Source organism: Polymorphospora sp. NPDC051019 (assembly GCF_040683055.1).
Classification (GTDB): Bacteria; Actinomycetota; Actinomycetes; order Mycobacteriales; family Micromonosporaceae; genus Polymorphospora; species Polymorphospora lycopeni.
This window is the reverse complement of sequence record NZ_JBFBCH010000003.1, coordinates 25,383-46,081: the sequence shown is the minus strand read 5'-3', so window position 1 is coordinate 46,081 and position 20,699 is coordinate 25,383. Positions and strand designations below refer to the sequence as shown.

At 73.0% G+C, this 20,699-nt stretch carries 19 protein-coding genes and 2 pseudogenes; 3 read left to right on the top strand and 18 right to left on the bottom strand.

The annotated features are described in order from the left end of the window. Window positions 1–142: 142 nt before the first annotated feature. The 4 genes from AB0M79_RS07210 to AB0M79_RS07195 form a co-directional block, all read right to left on the bottom strand. Window positions 143–424 (bottom strand): GlsB/YeaQ/YmgE family stress response membrane protein, encoded by a 282-nt coding sequence (locus AB0M79_RS07210; RefSeq protein WP_357543161.1) that lies wholly within the window; start codon window positions 422–424, stop codon window positions 143–145. 80 nt (window positions 425–504) lie between these two features. Beyond that, complete coding sequence (locus AB0M79_RS07205; protein ID WP_364208954.1) at window positions 505–1,017, bottom strand: NUDIX domain-containing protein; 513 nt, start codon at window positions 1,015–1,017, stop codon at window positions 505–507. After that, the gene (lepA, locus tag AB0M79_RS07200; protein WP_364208951.1) at window positions 1,014–2,894 is read right to left on the bottom strand and encodes a translation elongation factor 4; all 1,881 of its coding nucleotides are present in this window, start codon (window positions 2,892–2,894) and stop codon (window positions 1,014–1,016) included. Before lepA ends, AB0M79_RS07205 begins: the two co-directional genes overlap by 4 nt. Before the next feature lie 179 nt (window positions 2,895–3,073). Next, window positions 3,074–3,646, bottom strand: a complete 573-nt coding sequence (locus AB0M79_RS07195) for a DUF4240 domain-containing protein (RefSeq protein ID WP_364208948.1) — start codon at window positions 3,644–3,646, stop codon at window positions 3,074–3,076. Window positions 3,647–3,900: 254 nt separating this feature from the next. Between AB0M79_RS07195 and AB0M79_RS07190 the strand changes: the two genes are divergently transcribed. Both AB0M79_RS07190 and rpsT read left to right on the top strand, forming a co-directional pair. Continuing rightward, on the top strand, window positions 3,901–4,887 hold the full coding sequence (locus tag AB0M79_RS07190) for a phosphotransferase (protein WP_364208945.1): 987 nt from the start codon (window positions 3,901–3,903) through the stop codon (window positions 4,885–4,887). A 231-nt stretch (window positions 4,888–5,118) separates the two neighbouring features. Beyond that, a complete protein-coding gene (gene rpsT / locus AB0M79_RS07185) occupies window positions 5,119–5,385 on the top strand; it encodes a 30S ribosomal protein S20 (protein ID WP_364208942.1) in 267 nt (88 codons plus the stop codon). Between the two features lie 1,044 nt (window positions 5,386–6,429). Here the strand turns inward: rpsT and AB0M79_RS07180 are convergent. The 9 genes and pseudogenes from AB0M79_RS07180 to pepN form a co-directional block, all read right to left on the bottom strand. Beyond that, window positions 6,430–6,756, bottom strand: a pseudogene (locus AB0M79_RS07180) (hypothetical protein); the annotation flags it as partial. Next, window positions 6,753–7,736: a DNA polymerase III subunit delta gene (gene holA, locus AB0M79_RS07175; RefSeq protein ID WP_364208939.1), complete on the bottom strand. Its 984-nt coding sequence runs from the start codon at window positions 7,734–7,736 to the stop codon at window positions 6,753–6,755. The pseudogene AB0M79_RS07180 and the gene holA, both read right to left, overlap by 4 nt. Window positions 7,737–7,834: 98 nt before the next feature. Next, window positions 7,835–10,210: a ComEC/Rec2 family competence protein gene (locus AB0M79_RS07170; protein WP_364209883.1), complete on the bottom strand. Its 2,376-nt coding sequence runs from the start codon at window positions 10,208–10,210 to the stop codon at window positions 7,835–7,837. A gap of 77 nt (window positions 10,211–10,287) precedes the next feature. Then, window positions 10,288–10,926 (bottom strand): annotated as a pseudogene (locus AB0M79_RS07165) (ComEA family DNA-binding protein); the annotation flags it as partial. 675 nt (window positions 10,927–11,601) lie between these two features. Next, window positions 11,602–12,450: a DegV family protein gene (locus AB0M79_RS07160; RefSeq protein ID WP_364208936.1), complete on the bottom strand. Its 849-nt coding sequence runs from the start codon at window positions 12,448–12,450 to the stop codon at window positions 11,602–11,604. An 83-nt stretch (window positions 12,451–12,533) separates the two neighbouring features. After that, window positions 12,534–13,163, bottom strand: coding sequence for a histidine phosphatase family protein (locus AB0M79_RS07155; RefSeq protein ID WP_364208933.1), 630 nt, complete (start codon window positions 13,161–13,163; stop codon window positions 12,534–12,536). After that, window positions 13,160–13,558, bottom strand: a complete 399-nt coding sequence (gene rsfS, locus AB0M79_RS07150) for a ribosome silencing factor (RefSeq protein WP_357543209.1) — start codon at window positions 13,556–13,558, stop codon at window positions 13,160–13,162. The genes AB0M79_RS07155 and rsfS overlap by 4 nt, the downstream gene beginning before the upstream one ends. A 100-nt stretch (window positions 13,559–13,658) precedes the next feature. Continuing rightward, complete coding sequence (gene nadD / locus AB0M79_RS07145) at window positions 13,659–14,255, bottom strand: nicotinate-nucleotide adenylyltransferase (RefSeq protein WP_357543211.1); 597 nt, start codon at window positions 14,253–14,255, stop codon at window positions 13,659–13,661. A 129-nt stretch (window positions 14,256–14,384) separates the two neighbouring features. Then, a complete protein-coding gene (pepN, locus tag AB0M79_RS07140) occupies window positions 14,385–16,901 on the bottom strand; it encodes an aminopeptidase N (RefSeq protein ID WP_364208928.1) in 2,517 nt (838 codons plus the stop codon). Between the two features lie 50 nt (window positions 16,902–16,951). Here pepN and AB0M79_RS07135 point away from each other — a divergent pair, with 50 nt between their 5' ends. Then, a complete protein-coding gene (locus AB0M79_RS07135) occupies window positions 16,952–17,200 on the top strand; it encodes a DUF397 domain-containing protein (RefSeq protein ID WP_364208925.1) in 249 nt (82 codons plus the stop codon). Window positions 17,201–17,229: 29 nt separating this feature from the next. Here the strand turns inward: AB0M79_RS07135 and AB0M79_RS07130 are convergent, their stop codons facing one another. The 5 genes from AB0M79_RS07130 to AB0M79_RS07110 all read right to left on the bottom strand — a co-directional run bounded on the left by AB0M79_RS07130 (window position 17,230) and on the right by AB0M79_RS07110 (window position 20,611). Then, window positions 17,230–17,679 (bottom strand): GNAT family N-acetyltransferase, encoded by a 450-nt coding sequence (locus AB0M79_RS07130; RefSeq protein WP_364208922.1) that lies wholly within the window; start codon window positions 17,677–17,679, stop codon window positions 17,230–17,232. Window positions 17,680–17,788: 109 nt separating this feature from the next. Continuing rightward, window positions 17,789–19,243: a GTPase ObgE gene (obgE, locus tag AB0M79_RS07125; RefSeq protein ID WP_364208919.1), complete on the bottom strand. Its 1,455-nt coding sequence runs from the start codon at window positions 19,241–19,243 to the stop codon at window positions 17,789–17,791. A 74-nt stretch (window positions 19,244–19,317) separates the two neighbouring features. Next, the gene (gene rpmA, locus AB0M79_RS07120; RefSeq protein WP_184536332.1) at window positions 19,318–19,575 is read right to left on the bottom strand and encodes a 50S ribosomal protein L27; all 258 of its coding nucleotides are present in this window, start codon (window positions 19,573–19,575) and stop codon (window positions 19,318–19,320) included. An 8-nt stretch (window positions 19,576–19,583) separates the two neighbouring features. Continuing rightward, window positions 19,584–19,898: a 50S ribosomal protein L21 gene (gene rplU, locus AB0M79_RS07115; protein ID WP_212821820.1), complete on the bottom strand. Its 315-nt coding sequence runs from the start codon at window positions 19,896–19,898 to the stop codon at window positions 19,584–19,586. Between the two features lie 164 nt (window positions 19,899–20,062). Further along, the gene (locus tag AB0M79_RS07110; protein ID WP_364208915.1) at window positions 20,063–20,611 is read right to left on the bottom strand and encodes a hypothetical protein; all 549 of its coding nucleotides are present in this window, start codon (window positions 20,609–20,611) and stop codon (window positions 20,063–20,065) included. Window positions 20,612–20,699 lie beyond the last annotated feature (88 nt).

The following is a 20,699-nucleotide window of genomic DNA, read 5'->3' as shown; positions in this document are numbered from 1 at the left end:
CCGCACCATATTTGTAATTTTTCTTTTCCTCCTGGGGTTCGTCCGGGTCAATTCCCGGGGGGCCCCGGGAAGAAACGTAGCGGCGCCAGGCCGGCCGGCCTGGCGCCTCTACGTTTGATTTGTCGCGGCGAGCCGCAGACCGTCAACGGGTCACGCGGCGGCGACCGCCACCCATTCCGGAAACCAGCGCGACACCGATCGCGGCGAGCACCACCTGGATCAACAGCTCCGCCCAGTCGATTCCGGCGGTCGAGGTGGCAATGCCGGCGGCCCGCGCGATCACGGTACCGAGCAGCGCCGCACCGACACCAATCAGCATCGTCAGCCAGATCGGGATGTTCTGGCGGCCTGGTACGACCAGGCGGCCGAGCGCGCCGATGATCAGACCGACGATGAGAGCGGTGATAATTCCGGTGACCGTCATGGTCGCCTCCTTCGAGGGGATTCGTTTTCACGTCGTCGTGACGTGTAGTTCCCGACCCCTCGAACATCCAAACCGGCTGATCACCGGGCGATCCGGGCCGCATCCCGGATCGCCGCGTCCATCGTCGGAAACGCCAGCTCAGGCGGTGCGTACAGGTCGAACCAGGCCAGCTCCGACGACTCTGCCGGGTCCAGGGTCACCGCGCCGTCGCGGATCGACGCGAGGTAGAAGCAGTCGAGTACGGGCAGCGTCTCGCCCTGGTAGTCGTAGCTGCCGACGTACATGCCGACGAAGGCACCGAGGGTCACCTCGACGCCCAACTCCTCCCGTCCCTCGCGCACCGCGGCGGCGGCCGGGTGCTCGGCACCGTCGCAGAAACCGCCCGGCGTCTCCCAGCGGCCCGCCCGCGGCTCGGCGGCCCGGCGCAGGGCCAGGAACCGGTCGCCGTCGAGCACGATCAGGCTCGCCGTCGGGCGGGCGTTGACGAAGAACTGGTAGCCACAATCGCCGCACCCGCCGGGCGGGGCGGTCGGCAGGGCTGCGGCACACCGCGGGCAGAAGCGGGCGTCCGGCCCGTACGCCCGCGGGATCACTTCTTGCCGCCGCCCTTGCCGCCGTCGCCGTCGGAGGTGGACAGCGCGGCGATGAACGCCTCCTGCGGCACCTCGACCCGGCCGACCATCTTCATCCGCTTCTTGCCTTCCTTCTGCTTCTCCAGCAGCTTGCGCTTACGGGTGATGTCACCGCCGTAGCACTTGGAGAGCACGTCCTTGCGGATCGCCCGGATCGTCTCGCGGGCGATCACCCGGCTGCCGATCGCCGCCTGGATCGGCACCTCGAACTGCTGCCGTGGGATCAGCTTCTGGAGCTTGGAGGCGATCGTCGTGCCGTAGTTGTAGGCCTTGTCCTTGTGCACGATCGCGCTGAACGCGTCGACCGGCTCGCCGTGCAGCAGGATGTCGACCTTGACCAGGTCGGCCCGCTGCTCCCCGGAGGGCTCGTAGTCGAGGCTGGCGTAACCCTTCGTACGGCTCTTGAGCTGGTCGAAGAAGTCGAAGATGATCTCGGCGAGGGGCAGCGTGTAGCGCAGCTCGACCCGGTCGGCCGACAGGTAGTCCATGCCGAGCAGGCTGCCCCGCCGGCCCTGGCACAGCTCCATCACGGCACCGACGTAGTCGTTGGGGGTCAGCACCGTCGCCCGGACCACCGGCTCGTAGACCTCGGCGATCTTGCGGGTCGGGTATTCGCTCGGGTTGGTCACCGTGACCTCGTCGCCCTCCTCGGTGATCACCCGGTAGACGACGTTCGGCGCGGTGGAGATCAGGTCGAGGTTGAACTCGCGTTCCAGCCGCTCGGCGATGATCTCCAGGTGCAGCAGGCCGAGGAAGCCGCAGCGGAAACCGAAGCCCAGCGCGGCACTGGTCTCCGGCTCGTAGGCGAGTGCCGCGTCGTTGAGCTTCAGCTTGTCGAGCGCGTCCCGCAGCGCCGGATAGTCGGATCCGTCGATCGGGTAGAGCCCGGAGTAGACCATCGGCTTCGGGTCCTTGTAGCCGCCCAGGGCCTCCGTCGCCGGTCGCGAGTTGATGGTGACCGTGTCACCGACCCGGGACTGCCGGACGTCCTTCACCCCGGTGATCAGGTAGCCGACCTCGCCCACCCCGAGCGCCCCGCCCTTGACCATCTCGGGCGAGATCACCCCGATCTCCAGCAGCTCGTGCACCGCCCCGGTCGACATCATCTTGATCCGCTCGCGGGCCTCGATCTTCCCGTCGATCACCCGGATGTAGGTGACCACGCCCCGGTAGACGTCGTAGACCGAGTCGAAGATCATCGCGCGGGCCGGTGCGTCGGCGTCGCCCACCGGCGGGACGAACTGCCGCACGATCTCGTCGAGCAGGTGCGGCACCCCCTCACCGGTCTTGCCCGACACCCGGATGCAGTCCTCCGGCCGGCCACCGATCAGGTGCGCCAACTCCTCGGCGAACTTGTCGGGCTGCGCCGCCGGCAGGTCGATCTTGTTCAGCACCGGGATGATGTGCAGGTCGTTCTCGAGCGCCAGGTAGAGGTTGGCCAGCGTCTGCGCCTCGATGCCCTGCGCGGCGTCGACCAGCAGGATGGCCCCCTCGCAGGCGGCCAGCGAGCGCGACACCTCGTACGTGAAGTCGACGTGGCCCGGCGTGTCGATCATGTTGAGTACGGCGGTCTCGCCCTTGCGGTCGCCCTCGCGGATGGTCCACGGCATCCGGACCGCCTGGCTCTTGATCGTGATGCCGCGCTCACGCTCGATGTCCATCCGGTCGAGATACTGCGCGCGCATCTGCCGGGGGTCGACGACCTCGGTGAGCTGGAGCATCCGGTCGGCCAGGGTGGACTTGCCGTGGTCGATGTGCGCGATGATGCAGAAGTTCCTGATGCGGGCCGGGTCGGTGGCACCGGGCAGGTTCGCGCCGGGGTCGGGCGTCGGTGGCACGGGCGTCCGTTCTCGTTGCGTGGTCTGGTCGGGTCTCGTTCGCGTGGTCGGGCTTGGTCCGGCTCGGTGCGGTCTTGGTCGCCGTCTCGGCGTCGGCAAGGGTCGGCACCGGTGCCGGCCACCCCCTATGTTCCCATGCCGGCCTGCGGGCGGTCGGATCACTCCTGGGCGGGCCCGGATCACTCCTCGGGCGGCTCGGTGAAGAGCACGGCCAGGCGCGGCAGGCGCCGCCGGATCTCGTCCTCGTCGTCGAAGTCCCAGAACTCGTCGAACCCCGGCCGCGCCGGTCCGGCACCCGGCCGGGGCAGGTCCGCACCGGTCAGTCTGTGGTAGGCCGCGCCGGCCGCCCGGAGCATCTCCACGCAGCCCAGCTCCGCCCCCGTCGACGCGGCCCGCCGCACCGCCGGCACGCCGGCCAGCGAATCCGGATCGGCCACCGCCTCGGCCAGCGTCCGCCGCCCCTGGGCCACCAGCCAGCCCCGGAAGTGGTCGAACCCCTCGTCGGAGCAGCCGCCGTTGATCAGGTAGGCCGCCGCCCACAGGTCGACCTTCGCCGACGCGCCCAGCACCCGGTCCAGATGCCTGTCCCAGGCCACGATCGTCTCCGGCGCCGCCGCGGCCAGGACCTCGACCAGCCGGGCCGCCACCTCGGCCGGCGCGGCGTCGGCCGGCTCACCCCCGGCCGGGCCGGCCGCTCCGTCCGGACCACGCCGGGCCAGGTCGACCGCCGACCAGAACCGCTCCGTGTTCACGACCGCCGCCCGCTTTCTCCCCGGCCACGGGCTTCTGCCCGGCCACCGGCTTCTGCCCAGCCACCGATCTCTACCCGGCCACCGGTCTCCGCCCGACCACCGATCTCTACCCGGCCACCGATCTCTACCCGGCCACCGGGCGCCACCGGCCCGCCGACTCGCTCGCTCATGACGAGGGAGTCTGCCAGGCCGCGACGCGGAGCCGGGACATTCGGCCGCCGGGCCCACCGGTGCCGGCCGGGCAGAATGGTGCCATGCGTGTCACCTCGCTGCCCCCGGTGTCGTACGACGCGACCGCCGTCCGTCCACGGTGGGCGGACCTGCCGGCGGACCTGCGGGCGGCGATCACCGCGCGCCTCGGCACCCAGGTCACCTGGGCAACCCCCGCGACCGGCGGCTTCACCCGTGGTTTCGCCGCCGTGCTCGACCTCGCCGGCGGCGACCGGGTCTTCGTCAAGGCCGCCGACCTGGTCGAGCAGCGCCACCTCAGCGACTGGTACGCGCACGAGGCGGCCGTGACCGCCCTACTGCCACCGGCGGTCGCCGCGCCCCGCCCCCGCTGGACCCTGACCACCGCCGGGCACTACGTGATCTGCTTCGACGCGGTCGACGGGCAGATGCCGCCGCTGCCCTGGCGGCCCGCCGACCTCGACGCCACCCTCGCCGCCTGGGCGACCACCGCCGCCGCCCTGCGCGAGGCGCCTCCGGAACTGGTGGCCGGCGGGCTGCCCGCAATGGCCGACCTGGCCCGCGAAGACCTGTCCTGGTGGCAGGAGATCACCGCCGGCCGGGAGCCGCTGCCCGCCACCACGCCGCCGTACGCCCACCCCCTGGTCGGCGAACTCGCCGCCCTCGAAGCCCAACTGCCCGGCCACCTGACCGCCCCCGGCCTCGTCCACGGCGACCTGCGGGTCGACAACGTGCTGATCGACGGTCGGGGAGCCGCGTGGTTCGTCGACTGGAACTGGCTGTGCCACGGACCCGCCTGGTTCGACACGGTGACGTTGCTGGTCACCGCGTACGCCAGCGGGCTCGACGCCGACGCGCTGTTCGCCCGACATCCGACGGGCCGGGACGCGCCTCCGGAAGCTCTCGACGCGGCCCTCGCCGCGCTCTGCGGCTACTGGCTGAGCCGGGCGGCCGCCGCGCCCACCGGCGGCTCCCCGCACCTGCGCCCTCATCAGCGGTGGAGCGGTACGACCGCCCTGGACTGGCTGGCCGACCGCCAGGGCTGGCGCTGACCACGTCCGCCCCGCCGCCCCGCCGCCCCGCCGGCGGGGCGGCCCCCGGAGCCGGACCGTTTTGGCTCGTCGCCGGGCCACCTGGTAACCTGGCTCTTCGCGTGTGGCGATGAATGCTGCAACAACCTCGACCGTTGATCGCTCGACCGTTGATCGTTCGACTGTCGGTTGCTGTTGATCGTCGCCTACGCCCGAGTCAACCAACCCGAACTACCAGGACGAGGCTGTCGCGTGGCGAACATCAAGTCCCAGATCAAGCGCAACCGGCAGAACGAGAAGCGCCGGCTGCGTAACAAGTCGGTCAAGTCGTCGCTGAAGACCGCCATCCGCAAGTTCCACGAGGCGTCCGAGGCCGGCGAGACCGAGAAGGCGACCGCGCTCCTGCTCGACGCCTCGCGCCAGCTCGACAAGGCCGCGAGCAAGGGCGTCATCCACAAGAACCAGGCGGCCAACCGCAAGTCGGCCATTGCCAAGCGCCTGAACTCGCTCTCCGCCTGACGGGTTCGACGCACCCACAAGCTCTGATGGCGCCGACCGGATCGGATCCGGTCGGCGCCGTCGTGCTGCGACCGATCGTCCACTTCGGAGCCACCGGCCCTCGAGTGGCGCCGAAGGCCGGTGGGTGGGCCGATCGCAGGTGGGTGGGTGGTCAGCCGGGGGAACGGGCGGCCCGGATCGGCAAGTTCGTCGTCTCGGTGCCGTCGACCTGGCCACCGGCGGCCGCAAGCAGCAACCCGGCTCCCGGCCCTCTTCCCCAAGATCCGCGTGATCAGGGACCTCGACGGGCGTGTCGTCGGCGTGCCGAGGTGCGAACTCCCTGATCACGACGATCTAGGCCGACGCGCCCGCCGTCCGAGCGGACATCGCCGTCGGAGACCACAGCGAATTCGGCGTAAGAACAGCGAATTCGCTGTGGCGCCGAACAGACACCGGTGCGGACGGGCCGGCGGGCGGGCTGCCGGTATGACGGGTGTCGGTCGCGGTGCGCGCTACACGGACGCGCCACGGCCGACGAGACACGGCCGACCCGCCACGGACGGACACGGCCATCCGGCCCGCACGCCCGGACTACTCGTAGCGGTGGCTGCCGGACTGGCGGGCTCGCTGCTCCGCGGTGCCCGGCTCCTCGATACCGGCCGGCCAGGACTGCGGCGGCCGATTCTCCAGCGGCTCCGTCGGGTGCATGTTGACGGCGTACGAGCCCGTACCCGTGCGGCCGGCCGTCGACGGCCCGGTGGAGAACCACTCGCTTCCGCCGGCCGTCGTGCCACCGCGTCCGCGCCCGTCGGTCGCCGTCTCGTGGCGCGCTGGACGACCCGCCGCGGCTGATTCCGCGGCCCCCGGCCCGACGGCGTTCGTCCGGCCGGTGTGGCGGGCCGGGTCGTCACCGTACCGGGCGTCGTCCTCGACCGCCGGCCGAACGGGTCCGCCGACCGGGTCTGCCGCCGTCGGTCCGGTGCCGTCCGGGGCGCCGGCGCCCCGGACGGTGTCCATCGACACCTTGCCGGTCACCGCACCCGGGCGGGCCGGCTCCGTCCTGGCGACCGCGGCCCGCCCCACCACCGATTCCCGCTCCAGGCGGAAGCGGGCCCGCTCCCGGTCGGGCACCTGCTGCGCCGACCGGACGACCGCGCCCGCGACCACGTCGTTGAGCTTCACCATGGCGGCGACGACGAGCGGCAGGACGGGTATCGCCCACGGGGACACCAGCTCGGCGAGCGCGAGCAGGAGGCCGAGCGCGACGGTGCCCTCGAGAAAGCAGAAGCACAAGGCCCCACTGGGGTTGAGATGCTTCAGGCGGAGCAGCCGGGCGTAGAGCGGACGCGTCTCCCGGTCGGCCGAGGTGTCGGCCGGTAGGTCGGCCGTCATCGCCCCCCGCTTCCCTGTCGTGCGGCGGCGACGGCGAAGACCGCCCGTTCGAGGGCGTACGCCCGATCGTCGGCACCGCCCTTGACCGCGGCGTTGCACTCGGCGGCGGCCTGCATCGCGTCGGCGAGCCCTTCCGGACTCCAGCCGCGGCCCTGGCGCTGAGCCCGCTCGACCTTCCACGGCGGCATGCCGAGACTGCTCGCCAACTGGAAGGAGCTGCCCCGGCCGGCCGAGGCGACCCGGGCCACCGTGCGCACCCCGTCGGCGATGGCGTCGGCGATCGGCACCGGGTCGACCCCGACGTGCAGCGCCCACCGCAGCGCTTCGAGCGCGCCGGGAACGTCGCCGACCATCGCCGCGTCGGCGACGGTGAAGCCGCTCACCTCGGCCCGGCCGCGGTAGTAGCGGGCCACGGTGTCGGCGCCGATCCGGCCGTCGGTGTCGGCCAGCAGTTGCGAGCAGGCGGCGGCCAGTTCGCGCAGGTCGTTACCGACGGCGGCGACCAGCGTCTCGGCGGCTTCCTCGGTGCAGCGCCCGCCACCGCCGCGGATCTCGTCGCGGACGAACGCGATCCGCTCCTTCTCCTTCTTGATCTTCGGCACCGGAACGACGGTGGCGCCGGCGGCGCGCAGCCCGTCGGCGAACGCCTTGCCCTTGGCCGCGCCGAGATGGGCGACCACGAGGGTGACGTCGGGATCCGGGTTCTTGGCGTAGGCGAGCAGGACGGTCACCAGGTCCTTGCGGGCGTCCTGCCCGGCCCGCAGGACCAGCACCCGCCGGCCGCCGAACAACGAGGGGCTGAGCATCTCGGCGACCTCACCGGGTGCCACCGAACCGGCCTCGTACTCCCGTACGTCGAGGTTGGGGTCTGCCGCCCGGGCGTCGGCGACGGTCCGGGTGACCGCGCGGTTGGCGAGCAGTTCCTCGTCGCCGAGGACGAGCACGATCGGAGCAGGGCCGGTGGGAGTCACGCCGGACATCGTCGCACGCCCCTGGCCGGGCCGCGTTCGCTCACCTCTTCTGCGTGTTCGAGGGATCACCCAGCGCCAATCCCGACAATTCACCCGCGCCGATCGGGTCAGTCGGCCTGGTGGTCGGGGCCGCGTACGACCACCGCGAGCCCCCGCTCACCGACGACCACCGCGAGGTCGCCGTCCAGGTCGGTACGCAGCACCCGGGCACCACCCCGGGCAAGCATCGCGAGCAGGGCGGGGTTCGGGTGGCCGTAGTCGTTGCCGACCCCGACCGACACCAGGGCGACCGCGGGGTCGACCGCCGCCAGGAACTGTGGGTCCTGGTAGACCGACCCGTGGTGGGGGACCTTGAGCAACCGCGCCCGCAGACCGGCCGGGCCGAGTCGCTCGAGCAGCGCCCGCTGTTCCTCTTCCTCGGCGTCGCCGGTGAACAGCATGGTGGCCGCGCCGACCCGGGCCCGCAGGACGAGCGAGTTGTTGTTGGGGTCGGACCGGGTGCCGGAAAGCCGCTCCGGCGGGCCGACCACGGTGAGTTCCACCCGTCCGGCCGCGAACCGCCAGCCGGCCGCGACCGGGCGTGGGCCGACGCCCCGGGCGGCGGCGGCCCGGGCCACGGCGTCGTGGCCGGCGACCGGCTCCGGCCACCCGGTCGTGACCACCGCCCCGAGCCGGCGACCGCGCAGCACACCGTCGAGGCCGGCCACGTGGTCGGCGTGGAAATGGCTGATCACCAACAGCGACACCTCCCGGATCCCGAGGCGGCGCAGGCAGCGGTCGGCCGCTGCCGGATCCGGCCCGGCGTCGATCACGACCGCACGCCCCGTCGCGATCGGGAGTACGGCCGTGTCGCCCTGACCGACCGCGCAGATGGCGACCACCCAGCCCGACGGCGGCCAGCCCGGGGCGACCAGGCGCACCGGCAACGCCCCGACGACCACCGCTGCCACACCGACCGCCAGCAGTCGCCGTACGGCCGGGTGCCGCGCGAGCAGCACCACCACGAGGGTGAGCAGGCCCAACGACAGGCCGCCGACGACACCGTCGAGCCAGGGCAGGGTGCCGGCCGGGGCGCGGGCGCCGTAGCGGGCCACGACGACCAGCCACCACGCCGGCCAGCCGCCGAGCCAGGCCGCGAACTCGGCCCCGGCCGGCCAGAGCGGGGACACCACGGCGGCGGCGACGCCGAGCACGGTGGCCGGCGCGATCGCCGGAACCGCCAGCAGGTTCGCCGGTACGGCCACCAGGCTGACCGTGCCCGAAAGGCCTGCCACCACGGGTCCGCAGGCGAGCTGGGCGGCGGCCGGCACCGCGAGCGCGTCCGCGAGCCAGGCCGGGGTTCCGCGCCGGCGCAGCGCCTCCCGCATCCGGGGTGCGAGCAGCAGCAGGCCGCCGGTGGCGAGTACGGACAGGGCGAACCCGGCATCGCCGGCCAGTTCGGGGTCGTAGACGACCAGCACCGTCACCGCGGCGCCGAGGGCGGGCAGCGCGGCCCGGGGCCGGCCCATCGCCAGCCCGATCAGCGCGATGGCGCCCATCGTGCCGGCGCGTACGACGCTCGGCGAGGGCCGGGCCAGGATCACGAAGCCGACCAGCGTCAGGGTGCACGCGGCGGCGGCGAGCCCCGGTCCGGCGCGGGCCCAGCGGGCCAGCAGCAGCACCAGCCCGACCACGATCGCGACGTTCGATCCGGACACGGCGACCAGGTGTGTCATGCCGGTGGCCCGGAAGTCCTCCTCGACCGCCGGGTCGAGCCGGCTGGTGTCACCGACGACCAGGCCGGGCAGCAGGCCACCGGGTTCGACCGGCAACGGCGCACAGGCCCGCTGGAGGCCGGTCCGCAGGGATCCGGCGGCACGCTGCGCCCACGACGACTCGCCGGCCAGGACCGGCGCGGTGCCGGTGTTGAGTACGGCGGCGTGCAGGTCGCCGCCGCGCGACTGCGCAAGCCGACCGGTGGCGGTCAGCCGTTGCCCCGGCAGGAGGTGCCGCCAGCCGGCGTCGGTGGCCAGCACGAGCAGGCGCAGGCGGACGTCGATCCGGCCGCCCTCGTCGGACCGGATCCAGGAGGTCTGTGCCCGAACGAGGTAGAGCGGAGGCCGACCGGCGGCCCCGGTGAGTGGCCGGGGATCGTCGCGTACGACCAGTTCGACCGTTACCGGGGCCCGGCCGGCAACGAGACCGGTGACCGGCCCCGCGTCGCGGACGGCGACCCGGGCGCCCGCCGCAGCGCTGCCGCAGAGCAGGCCCAGCAGCACCGAAACGGCGATCCAGAGCCGGTGGTCGGGCCGGTGCCGCCGGAACCACCGGTGGGTCAGCGGCGCCCGGTCGACCGGTGCCGCCGGCCCGGACGCCAACGACACGGCCGTCAGCGGCCCGGACGCCGCCGGCCCGAGGAGCAGGAGCAGCGTGGCCAGTACGGCTCCCGCCGCGACCGCGACGGTGACCGCCAGCGGCCAGTGGAGCGCCCCCAGGGCCGACATCCAGGTCGCCACCGCGAATCCCGCCAGTCTCAGGTCGGGCGGGTCGGCGGCGGGCCGGTCTTCCCTGTCGCCGGCCTTCACACCGTCACCAGGTCCTTCAGTTCGTCGTAGCGGCTGTCCCCGATCCCGTCGACCTGCCGCAGATCGCTCACGCTGCGGAAGCCGCCACGCCGTTCACGGGCGTCGAGGATGCGCTGTGCCAGCACCGGCCCCACCCCGGGCAGACCGTCCAACTGGGCGAGGGTGGCGGTGTTGAGGTTGAGCTTCCCGCCCGGCGCCGCTGGCGCGCCCCCGCCCACCGGGGCGCCGGCCGCGTCCTCGGCACCGGGCGGTGCGGTGACACCGACCAGGATCAGTTCCCCGTCGACCAGCTTGCGGGCGAGGTTGAGCAGCGCGACGTCGACTCCGGGTAGCGCACCACCGGCGGCGGTGAGGGCGTCCGCGACCCGGGACCCGGCGGGCAGCCGGACCAGGCCGGGACGGTGCACCCGGCCGGCGACGGCGACCACCACCTCCGTCGCGGCCGGTGACGTGCCCGGCTCGGCGGGGGCGTCCACGACGGTCGGGTCCATCGACGCGGACACCACCGGCTCTTCCCGTGGCCGCGCCCACCAGGCCCACCCGGCGGCCACGGCGACCACCACCGCCGCGACGGCCGCGAGCGCCTTCACTCCCCGCCGCCCCGGATCGAACGCCCGGGCGCCGCCGAGTCGGCTCGGCCGCGTCCCGTCCGGCGCGTCGGAGGGCGGTGAGTCGGTCTCCGCATCCCACGCCGGTGTCCGCGCCGGAAGGGGCGGCGGGCCGGCCCGGTGGTCGGTCACACCGCCCGGCGCCGGGTCACCGGCGGCCCACCGGTCGCGGAGCCGCCACGGCCACTCCCCCGGATCGTCGGACCGGTCCGGCGGCGGGTCGGCGTCCTCACCGGGCCATTCGACCGGCGGCTCCGGCCCGGCCCCCGTCGGCCCGGTCCCCGTCGGCCCGGCACGCCGGTCGGTCGCGAGGCCGGCCGGGCGGGCAAGCCGGTCGGACGGCGGGCTCGTCGGACCCGGGCGCCGGGCGGAGACGGTGTCCCCGGCCGGTGCCGCACCGGCGGTCAGCGCCGCCGGCGGATCACCGGGCCACGGATCGTGCTCGGGTGACATGACCCGCAGCGGCTGCCGCAACGGGTCCAGGAACGGCGGGCGTACGTCGGCATCGGGCCCGTCCCCGCTGTCGGCCAGGCGCAACAGGCGCTGCCGTACGACCGTCTCGTCATCGTCGGACACGCGGCGACGTTATGGCGGCGGGCCGGGATCCGGTGGTCCCGAGATGCCGGCCTGTGGACGACCGGGCCCCCTGTGGACGACGCCCTGATCATGCGGTTCTCTGCTATGGCGGCGGGAGAGGGCCGCTCAGGGACGGCGGTGGACGACGACGCAGGCGAGTCCCGGACCGGCGTGGGCGGCGACGACCGCCCCGATCTCGGTGACGTACACGTCGTGCAGCCGCTCCCCCAGCCGGCCGGTGAGCGCCTCGGCGAGGCCGGCGGCCCGTTCCGGCGCGGCGAAGTGGTGCACCGCCACGTCCACCTCGGCGTCGGCCGCCGCCTCGACGGCCAGGTCGACGAGGCGGGCCAGCCCGCGGCTGGGCGTACGAACCTTCTCCCGGATGACGATCGCCCCGCCGACGACGTGCAGGATCGGCTTGACCGACAGCGCGGTGCCGAGCAGTGCGGAGGCCGCCGTGATCCGGCCACCCTTGCGAAGGAACTCCAGGGTGTCGACGTAGAACAGGGTGCTGGTGCGGTCGATCGTGTCGAGGGCGACCTGCCGTACCCGGTCGAGGTCGGCGCCGCGGTCGGCGGCCGCGCCGGCCGCGAGCGCCGGGAAGCCGAGTCCCATCCCGGTCGACCGGGCGTCGACGACGGCCACCCGCTCACCGATCTCGGCGGCGGCGATCCGTGCGGCGTCGACGGTGCCGGACAGTTCGGCGGACAGGTGCACCGAGAGCACCGCCGTGGCGCCCCCGTCGAGCAGCCGCCGGTAGGTCTCGACGAACTGTTCGGGGGCGGGGCGCGAGGTGGTGACCGCGGCGCGCCGCGCGGTCAGGGCCCGGGCAACCTGGCCGGTGCTGATGTCGATGCCCTCCCTGCCGTCCACACCGTTGACGACCACGGACAACGGCACGACGGTCAGGTCGTGGGCGCCGGCCAACTCGACCGGCAGGTATGCGGTGGAGTCGGTGACGACCGCGACGGACATTCCGGCACCGTAGCCGATCCGGGCCGCCGTCGCCGATCGGGTGAACGGCGGCAAGCGGCCCGGAAGGCGTGGTGTGGGCCGGGTCAGATGCCGGCGGGGATGGTGGTCGCGGGGTTGACGCCGACGTTGTGGGCGCGCAACCGCCAGCCCCGGCCGGCTTCGAGGCGCAGCTCGGTCCAGTGGCAGTTCTGGAGCGGGCCGACGGTGTGCAGGATCGAGGTCGGCCAGCCGAGCAGGTGCCCCATGCCCTGGCGGGCGGCGCCGCCGTGGGTGGCGATCACGACCGTGCCGCCCGGGTTGACGTCGGCGGCCGCCTGCAACGCCTCGGCCATCCGTTTGCCCATGTCGTCGAGGCTCTCGACCTCGCAGCCGGGCGACTGGTCACCGGACCGCCAACGGGCGTACTCGGCCGGGTAGCGCTCGGCGATCTCGGGCGAGGTGAGCCCCTGGAACAGGCCGTAGTGGCGCTCCCGCAGCCGGGGGTCGGCGCCGACCGGCAGGCCGGTCAGGGCGGCCAGGGTGTCGGCGGTGTCCCGCGCCCGCTGGAGGTCACTGGCGACGATCGCGTCCGGCCGCATGGCGGCCAGCAGCGGCGCGGCGGCGAGAGCCTGCTCGCGACCCAGGTCGTTGAGGGCGGTGTCGGTCTGGCCCTGCACCCGGTCGACCGCGTTCCAGTCGGTGTTGCCGTGCCGCCACAGCAGCAGCCGGGTCATTCGCCGGCACCCGCCTCGGCGTCGACGAGGTCGCGGTCGACGAACGGGATCGTCGGGCAGTCCTTCCACAGCCGGTCCAGGGCGTAGAACTCCCGCTCCTCGGAGTGCTGCACATGGATCACCACGTCGACGTAGTCGAGCAGCACCCACCGGCCGGACCGTTCACCCTCACGGCGTACGGGCTTGGCCTTTTCGGGGAGGTTCAGCAGGCGCTCCTCGATCGCGTCGACGATGGCGATCACCTGGCGCTCGTTGGGCGCCGAGGCGAGCAGGAACGCGTCGGTGATGACGAGCTGGTCCCCGACGTCGATGATGACGACGTCCTGCGCCTTCTTGTCGGCGGCGGCCTGGGCGGCAGCCAGCGCGAGTTCGCGGGCGCGGTCGGAAACTGTCACCGTTCTCCTTCTGGTCGAGCGTAAGACCCGTCTAGCCTCTCACATGAGACCGGCCGGCAGCCGCTCGGTTACTCGGGACAAACGGGATGAGAAGGGCGAATCACGTCTGGTAAAGGCGTCGTTTTGCGATGTACTGCACAACCCCGTCCGGCACCAGGTACCACACCGGCTTGCCCGCCGCGACCCTCGCCCGGCAGTCGGTCGACGAGATCGCCATCGCCGGCACCCGCACCAGGCTGACCGCGTCGTCGGGCAGGTGGGCGGCGGACAGTTCGAAGCCCGGCCGGGTCACCCCGATGAAGTGCGCCAGCTCGAACATCTGGTCGGTGTCCTTCCAGGAGAGGATCTTCTCCAGGGCGTCGGCACCGGTGATGAAGAAGAGGCGGGTGTCGGGGCCGTACTCGGCCCGCAGGTCCCGCAGCGTGTCGACGGTGTACGTCGGCCCGTCCCGGTCGACGTCGGCACGGCTCACCTGGAAACGCGGGTTCGAGGCGGTGGCGACGACCGTCATCAGGTAGCGGTCCTCGGCCGGGCTGACCGGCACGTCCTCCTTTTGCCACGGCTGCCCGGTCGGCACGAAGACGACCTCGTCGAGCCCGAAGCGGTCGGCGACCTCACTGGCCGCCACGAGGTGTCCGTGATGGATCGGGTCGAACGTGCCACCCATGATCCCGATCCGCCGCGTGCCGTCCGCCACGCCACCGATCGTAGGCCGATCTTCGACCACTCGGCCCAGTGTCGCCCGTCACGGTCCGCCCGGCGCGCGGGCGATCGCAGGCCGATCTCCGAACGGTGGTCGCCCGCGGCGCGCGGGCGACCACCGGGGTCAGCGGCCGGTCCGGGCCGCCAGGGCCCGGCGCAGGTCGTCGTCGGCGTCGGTCACCATCCGGCGCAGGCCCGGCTCGATGTCGTCGCGGGCCAGCAGGGCCGCCGCCAGTTCCCGGGTCCGCGGGTCGACCGCGTACGCCGGAAACGCCAGCTGCGCGATCTCGTCCGCCACCCACGGCGTACGGACCCGCGCCATCTCCGGCATCTCGGCGAAATACCGCTCCACGTAGGACCCGGTCAGCTCGACCTGCTCGGGTTGCCAGAACCCCGCCGCCCGGGCCTCGATCAACCGGTTCGACAGTTCGAGGTCACCGACGATCTCCCGCCACGCCCGCTCCTTGGCGGCCGGGTCCGGCCGGGCGGCCGTGCACCTGGCCGCCCACTCGGCCCCCGCCGCGCTGCGGTCCCGGGCCGCCTCGGCGTCGATCGCCGCCTGGTCGACCGCGCCGAACACCGCCAGCCGGTGGAGCAGCATCCAGCGCAGGTCGTCGTCGACCTCGATGCCGGCCGGCACCCCGTCGCCGGCCAGCCAGGCCGCCAGCCGGGCCGGGTCGTCGGCCGCCGCGATCAGCCCGTGCGCCGCCGCCAACTGCACCGATCCGCCGGGCGCGGCACCGGCGAGGAGCCGGTCGCACGCCTGCGCGACGAGACCACGCGCGACCGACCGGCCCGCCGGGTCGAGGTAGCGGTCGATGAACCGGCCGGCCACCCACAGCACGTCCTCCACCACGACGGCCTCGGTCTCCACCGGCAGCGCGGCGAGGACCAGGGCGACCAGGTCGCCGACCGGCCGCTCCGCGTCGCGTACCGCCTCGATCATCTCGGTCCACAGCACCGCGCGGGCCAGCGAGTCGTCGAGCAGCGGCAGGATCAGCGGTACGGCCGCGGCCGACGCCGGGTCGAGGCGCACCTTGGCGTAGGTGAGGTCGCCGTGGTTCGGCAACAGCAGGTCGGCGGCCGGCTGGCCACGCAACCCCTCGACGACCGTACGTCCGCCGTCGACGGCCGGGTCGAGGTCGATCTCGAGCCGTTCACGCAGCACGACACCGGTGCCGGAGCGGTCGAAGAGGCCGAGCCCGATCCGGTGTGGACGCAGCACCGGATGGCTCGCCGGAGCGGTCTGCACGACGGCGACCTCGCCGTAGCGGCCGGCACCGTCCACCTCGGCCTCGACGCGCAGCGTGTTGACCTGCGCCTCGCGCAGCCAGGCGGCGGCCCAGCCGGACAGGTCCCGGCCGCCGGCCCGGCGGAGAGCGGCGAGCAGGTCGGCGAGCGTGGCGTTGCCGTACGCGTGCTCGGCGAAGTGGGCGTTGAGCCCGGCCAGGAACGCCTCGTCACCGACCCAGGCGACGAGCTGCCGCAACACCGAGGCGCCCTTGGCGTAGGAGATGCCGTCGAAGTTGAGCAGCGCCTGCGCGGAGTCGGCGACCTCCTCGGGCGCCACCGGGTGGGTCGACGGGCGCTGGTCGGCGGCATACCCCCAGCCCTTTCGGCGCAGGCCGAAGGTGGTCCAGGCGGCGGTGAACCGGGTCGCCTCGGCGGTCACCCGGCTGCCGAGGTATTCGGCGAACGACTCGTTGAGCCACAGGTCGTCCCACCAGCGCATGGTGACCAGGTCGCCGAACCACATGTGGGCCATCTCGTGCGCGATGGTGCAGGCCCGCAGCTCGCGCTGGCTGTCGGTGACCGCCGACCGGAAGACGTAGTCGTCGCGGATCGTGACCAGCCCGGGGTTCTCCATCGCACCGGCGTTGAACTCGGGCACGAACGCCTGGTCGTACTTGCCGAACGGATAGCGCACGTCGAAGAGCTGGTGGAACCGGTCGAGGCACTGCCTGGTGACCGTGAAGATCTCGTCGGCGTCCTTGTCCAGGTGCGCGGCGAGCGACCGTCGACAGTAGATCGCCAGCGGTATGCCGTCGTGCTCGTCGTGCCGGGCGTGGTAGGGGCCGGCGATCAGCGACACCAGGTACGTCGCCAGCGGCCGGGTCGTCACGAACCGCCGGCGGCCGTCGGTGACCGTGCCGTCGAGCGCGCCGTTGGCGGCCACGACCCAGCCTTGCGGTGCGGTGACCGACAGGGTGACCGGCGCCTTCAGGTCGGGCTGGTCGAAGCTGGCGAAGATCCGCTGCCCGTCGTCCAGAAATGACATCGCGTAGAGGTAGGTCTCGCCGTCGGCCGGGTCGACGAACCGGTGCAGCCCCTCACCCGTACGGGTGTATGCCATCTCGGCCTCGACGACGAGCACGTTCTCGGCCCGCAGGCCGGAGAGGGGCAGCCGGTTGCCGTCGAGACCGGCCGCGTCCACGGGGGTGTCGTTGAGCCGTACCGAGCGCAGTTCCGCCGGCTTGACCTCGACGAACGTGGCGCTGCCGGGCCGGGCGGCGCGGAACCGGATCGTCGTCGTCGACCGGAAACGGGTGTCCCCCGTGGTCAGGTCGAGATCGATGTCGTAGGACTCGACGGTGAGCAGTTCGGCGCGGTCGGCGGCTTCGGCCCTCGTGAGGCTGGTCATCCCAACATCCTGCCCCACACCGCAACCGGGATACGTATAGCCTGACCCCCGTGACCGATCACGTACAGCAGGAAACCACCGTCACCGAGCATCCGAAGGGCGACTTCGACCTGTCCCGGGCGGTGTGGCAGCGCGCGGAGGGCGACGCCTCGCAGGGCGCCGTCGAGGTCGCCTTCGTCGACGACCTGATCGGCCTGCGCAACTCCGCCGACCCCGACGGTCCGGTGCTGGTGTTCACCCGCTCGGAGTGGGAGGCGTTCGTCGGTGGTGCCCAGGACGGCGAGTTCGACGTCGCCTGAGCCGGAAGGCCGGCCGGCCCCTTGAAAGGTCAGGCCGGCACCGGCAGCCGCTTCTCGAAGCACACGCTGTACGGGTTGTCGACGTACTCGCCGTACACCGGGATCTTCTCGTAGCCGGCGGAGAGGTAGAGCCCGATCGCGACCGGCAGATACACCCCGGTCTCCAGCCGTACGGTCGTGTGCCCGGACTCGTACGCCAGTTCCTCCAGTGCGGTGAGGAGCTGACGGGCAAGGCCCCGCCGGCGGTACGCCGGCCGGACGTACATGCGTTTGATCTCGGCGGTCTGCGCGTCGAGCGCCTGGACGGCACCGCAGGCGACGGTCCGGCCGTCGACGACCCCGGCCAGGTAGCGGGCGTCGTCGTGCGGCATGAACACCTGCCCGTCCAGCCCGCCGTCGGCTTCGCGCAGCTCACGCTGCTGGGTGGTCACCAGGGCGGCGAGTTCGGGGTCGGTGGGCGCGCGACGCTCGATCAACACGGACCAACTGTAGGAGGGTCTGATTTCCGGAAGGTTGCCCGAGTATGGACCTTCCCCGGCCCGCCCGAGACAGATCGGCGTCGGTACCACCCCCGCGCCGCCCGGCCGGCTACGACTCCGCGTCGGTGTCCCGCTCCGCCGGCTGCTCCAGCCGGTCCTCGAACCGCTGGCGGCGGGCCTTGCGGGCGGCGAGCCGCTCGGCCGCCGTGGCCCGGCCGGACCGCTCCTCCAGCCGCACGTCGGTGCCCCGCGCACCGGGTACGAATTCGGCGCCTGCGTACTGGGTCGGCTGCCAGTCGAACTCGCGGTCGCCGATCCGGACCAGGCTGCCGGGCTCCGCGCCGGACTTTCCGAGCTGGTCCTCGACGCCGAGCCGGGCCAGCCGGTCGGCGAGGTACCCGACCGCCTCGTCGTTGTCGAAGTTGGTCTGGCGCACCCAGCGTTCGGGTCGGGGACCACGGACGACGAACGCGCCGTCGGCGGCCTGCTCGATGGTGAACCCGGCGTCGTCGACCGCCGTCGGGCGGATCACGATGCGGGTGGCCTCGGCCGGCACCTCCCGCACCCGGGCCTGGGTGACCAGTTCCGCCATCGCGTACTTCAGTTCGCGCAGCCCCTCGCGGGTCGCCGCGCTGGTCTCGAAGACCCGCAGGCCACGCGCCTCGACGTCGGCCCGGACGATGTCGGCCATGTCGCGCCCGTCGGGTACGTCGATCTTGTTGAGCACGACCAGCCGGGGTCGGTCGGCGAGCCCGCCGTACGCCTCCAGTTCGGCCTCGATCGCGTCGATGTCGGCGAGCGGGTCGCGGCCGGGTTCGATGGTCGCCGCGTCGACCACGTGCACCAGCACCGAGCACCGCTCGATGTGGCGCAGGAACTCCAGGCCCAGCCCCTTGCCGGTGGCCGCCCCCGGGATCAGCCCCGGTACGTCGGCGACGGTGAACGTCTGCTCGCCGGCCTGCACCACACCGAGGTTGGGTACGAGCGTGGTGAACGGGTAGTCGGCGATCTTCGGCTTGGCCGCGGAGATGACCGAGATCAGCGACGACTTGCCGGCCGACGGGAAGCCGACGAGGCCGACGTCGGCGACGCTCTTCAGTTCGAGGACGACGTCGAGCCGGTCACCGGGCTCACCGAGTTCGGCGAAGCCGGGCGCCTTGCGACGGGAGTTGGCCAGCGAGGCGTTGCCCCGGCCCCCGCGCCCACCCTGGGCCACGTGGAAGGTGGTGCCGGCGCCGACGAGGTCGGCCAGCACCTCGCCGTCGGAGGTCTGCACGACGGTGCCGTCGGGCACCTTCAGGACGAGGTCGGTGCCGTTCGCCCCGTCGCGGTTCGCACCCGCGCCGCCTTTGCCGTTCTCGGCCTTGACGTGCGGCCGGAAATGGAAGTCGAGGAGGGTGTGCACCTGCGGATCGACCACCAGCGACACACTGCCGCCGTGGCCGCCGTTGCCGCCGTCCGGGCCGCCGAGCGGCTTGAACTTCTCCCGGTGGATGGAGACACAGCCGTGCCCGCCGTCGCCGGCCTGCAGGTGCAGGACGACCCGGTCAACGAACGTCGCCACGACGTAATCCTCTCAACCTTGGGAAACGCGGAAGCGGGCCGGGACGGTGTCCGCGGCCCGCTTCGACGAAGAAGCTACTGCTGTGCCGGCACGATGCTGACGGTCTTGCGACCCCGCTTGGTGCCGAACTGGACCGCGCCCGCGGCCAGGGCGAACAGCGTGTCGTCGCCGCCACGGCCGACCAGGTCGCCCGGGTGGAACTTGGTGCCGCGCTGACGGATCAGGATCTCGCCGGCGCTGACCACCTGCCCACCGAAACGCTTGACGCCGAGCCGCTGGGCCGCAGAGTCACGACCGTTACGCGAGCTGGACGCACCCTTTTTGTGAGCCATCTGGACGCCTACTTCCCGCTGGAGATGCCGGTCACCTTGACCTGGGTCAGCGGCTGGCGGTGACCCTGGCGCTTGTGGTAGCCGGTCTTGTTCTTGAACTTGTGGATCCGGATCTTCGGACCCTTGGTGTGCGCGGCGATCTCGCCGGACACCTCGACCTCGGCAAGCTTCGCCGCGTCGGTCACCAGGTCGTCACCGTCGACGAGGAGCACCGCGGACAGCTTCACCGCGTCGCCGGGGGCACCAGCGAGCTTCTCGACCTCGATCACGTCGCCCTCGGCGACCTTGTACTGCTTGCCGCCGGTCTTGACGATCGCGTACATGGGACGCGGACTCCTGTCGTTGGCTGCTGGCGGATGACTGGTGGCTGTTCGGTGGCCACACTCGGAAGTAGGCACGCGACAACCTTGCGCACGCAGGTGCGCCGCAGGTTAGCGTACGCCATGGCCGTCCCGGCTCCCAAACCGGCCCTGCCCGGAGGCCGGGGTCAGTTGCCGCAGAGCGCGTCCAGGCGCTGCTGCAACTCGTCGAGCTTCATACCGTCGACGCTCGTCACGTCGGCCTTCATCGAGTCGACCTCGGTGGCGATCTCCCCCAGCACCGCCTTGAGCCGGGCGTCGGTGGCCCGGCCGGCCTGCTCACGCATTGCCCCGGACCAGCTCTTCAGGGCCGCCTCGGCCTTCGTACGCGCCGCGTCGGCGGCGGCCGTGTCGCCGGAGGCGGTCGCCTGCATCATCGCGCCCAGCTGGGTGATGTAGGTGTCGGCCGCGCCGGCCGCGGCCTTGCTGGCCGTCTCGCAGACCTCGCGGGCGTTGCCGCCGGCCGGTGCCACCGACGTGCCGGGTGCGGGAGCGGACCCCGGCTGCGATCCCTCTACCGAGGGCGTGCCGGTCGGGTCGGCGGACGGGGTGGCGGCGGTCGGGGTGGCCGACCCGGTGCCGCCCGGGGACGGGGCCGCGGCGGGTTCGTCACCGGAGCAGCCGGCGCCGAGGAGGAGGGTGGCGGCGAGCGTGGCGGCGGCCAGCAGGCGTCGCATGTGTTGGTCTCCCGGAGGGGGTGGGCGTCGGGACCGGCCCGGGTCGATCCACCCGCGGCCCCGCCCGACCCTAACCCGAGCCGGGCGT

Bases quoted from the DNA above. Each gene is read 5' to 3' on its own strand.
- AB0M79_RS07210 (WP_357543161.1), bottom strand. From the start codon at position 424: ATGACGGTCACCGGAATTATCACCGCTCTCATCGTCGGTCTGATCATC.
- AB0M79_RS07190 (WP_364208945.1), top strand. From the start codon at position 3,901: ATGCGTGTCACCTCGCTGCCCCCGGTGTCGTACGACGCGACCGCCGTC.
- holA (WP_364208939.1), bottom strand. From the start codon at position 7,736: ATGTCCGGCGTGACTCCCACCGGCCCTGCTCCGATCGTGCTCGTCCTC.
- AB0M79_RS07170 (WP_364209883.1), bottom strand. From the start codon at position 10,210: ATGTCGGCCCTGGGGGCGCTCCACTGGCCGCTGGCGGTCACCGTCGCG.
- AB0M79_RS07160 (WP_364208936.1), bottom strand. From the start codon at position 12,450: ATGTCCGTCGCGGTCGTCACCGACTCCACCGCATACCTGCCGGTCGAG.
- AB0M79_RS07155 (WP_364208933.1), bottom strand. From the start codon at position 13,163: ATGACCCGGCTGCTGCTGTGGCGGCACGGCAACACCGACTGGAACGCG.
- pepN (WP_364208928.1), bottom strand. From the start codon at position 16,901: ATGACCAGCCTCACGAGGGCCGAAGCCGCCGACCGCGCCGAACTGCTC.
- rpmA (WP_184536332.1), bottom strand. From the start codon at position 19,575: ATGGCTCACAAAAAGGGTGCGTCCAGCTCGCGTAACGGTCGTGACTCT.
- rplU (WP_212821820.1), bottom strand. From the start codon at position 19,898: ATGTACGCGATCGTCAAGACCGGCGGCAAGCAGTACAAGGTCGCCGAG.
- AB0M79_RS07110 (WP_364208915.1), bottom strand. From the start codon at position 20,611: ATGCGACGCCTGCTGGCCGCCGCCACGCTCGCCGCCACCCTCCTCCTC.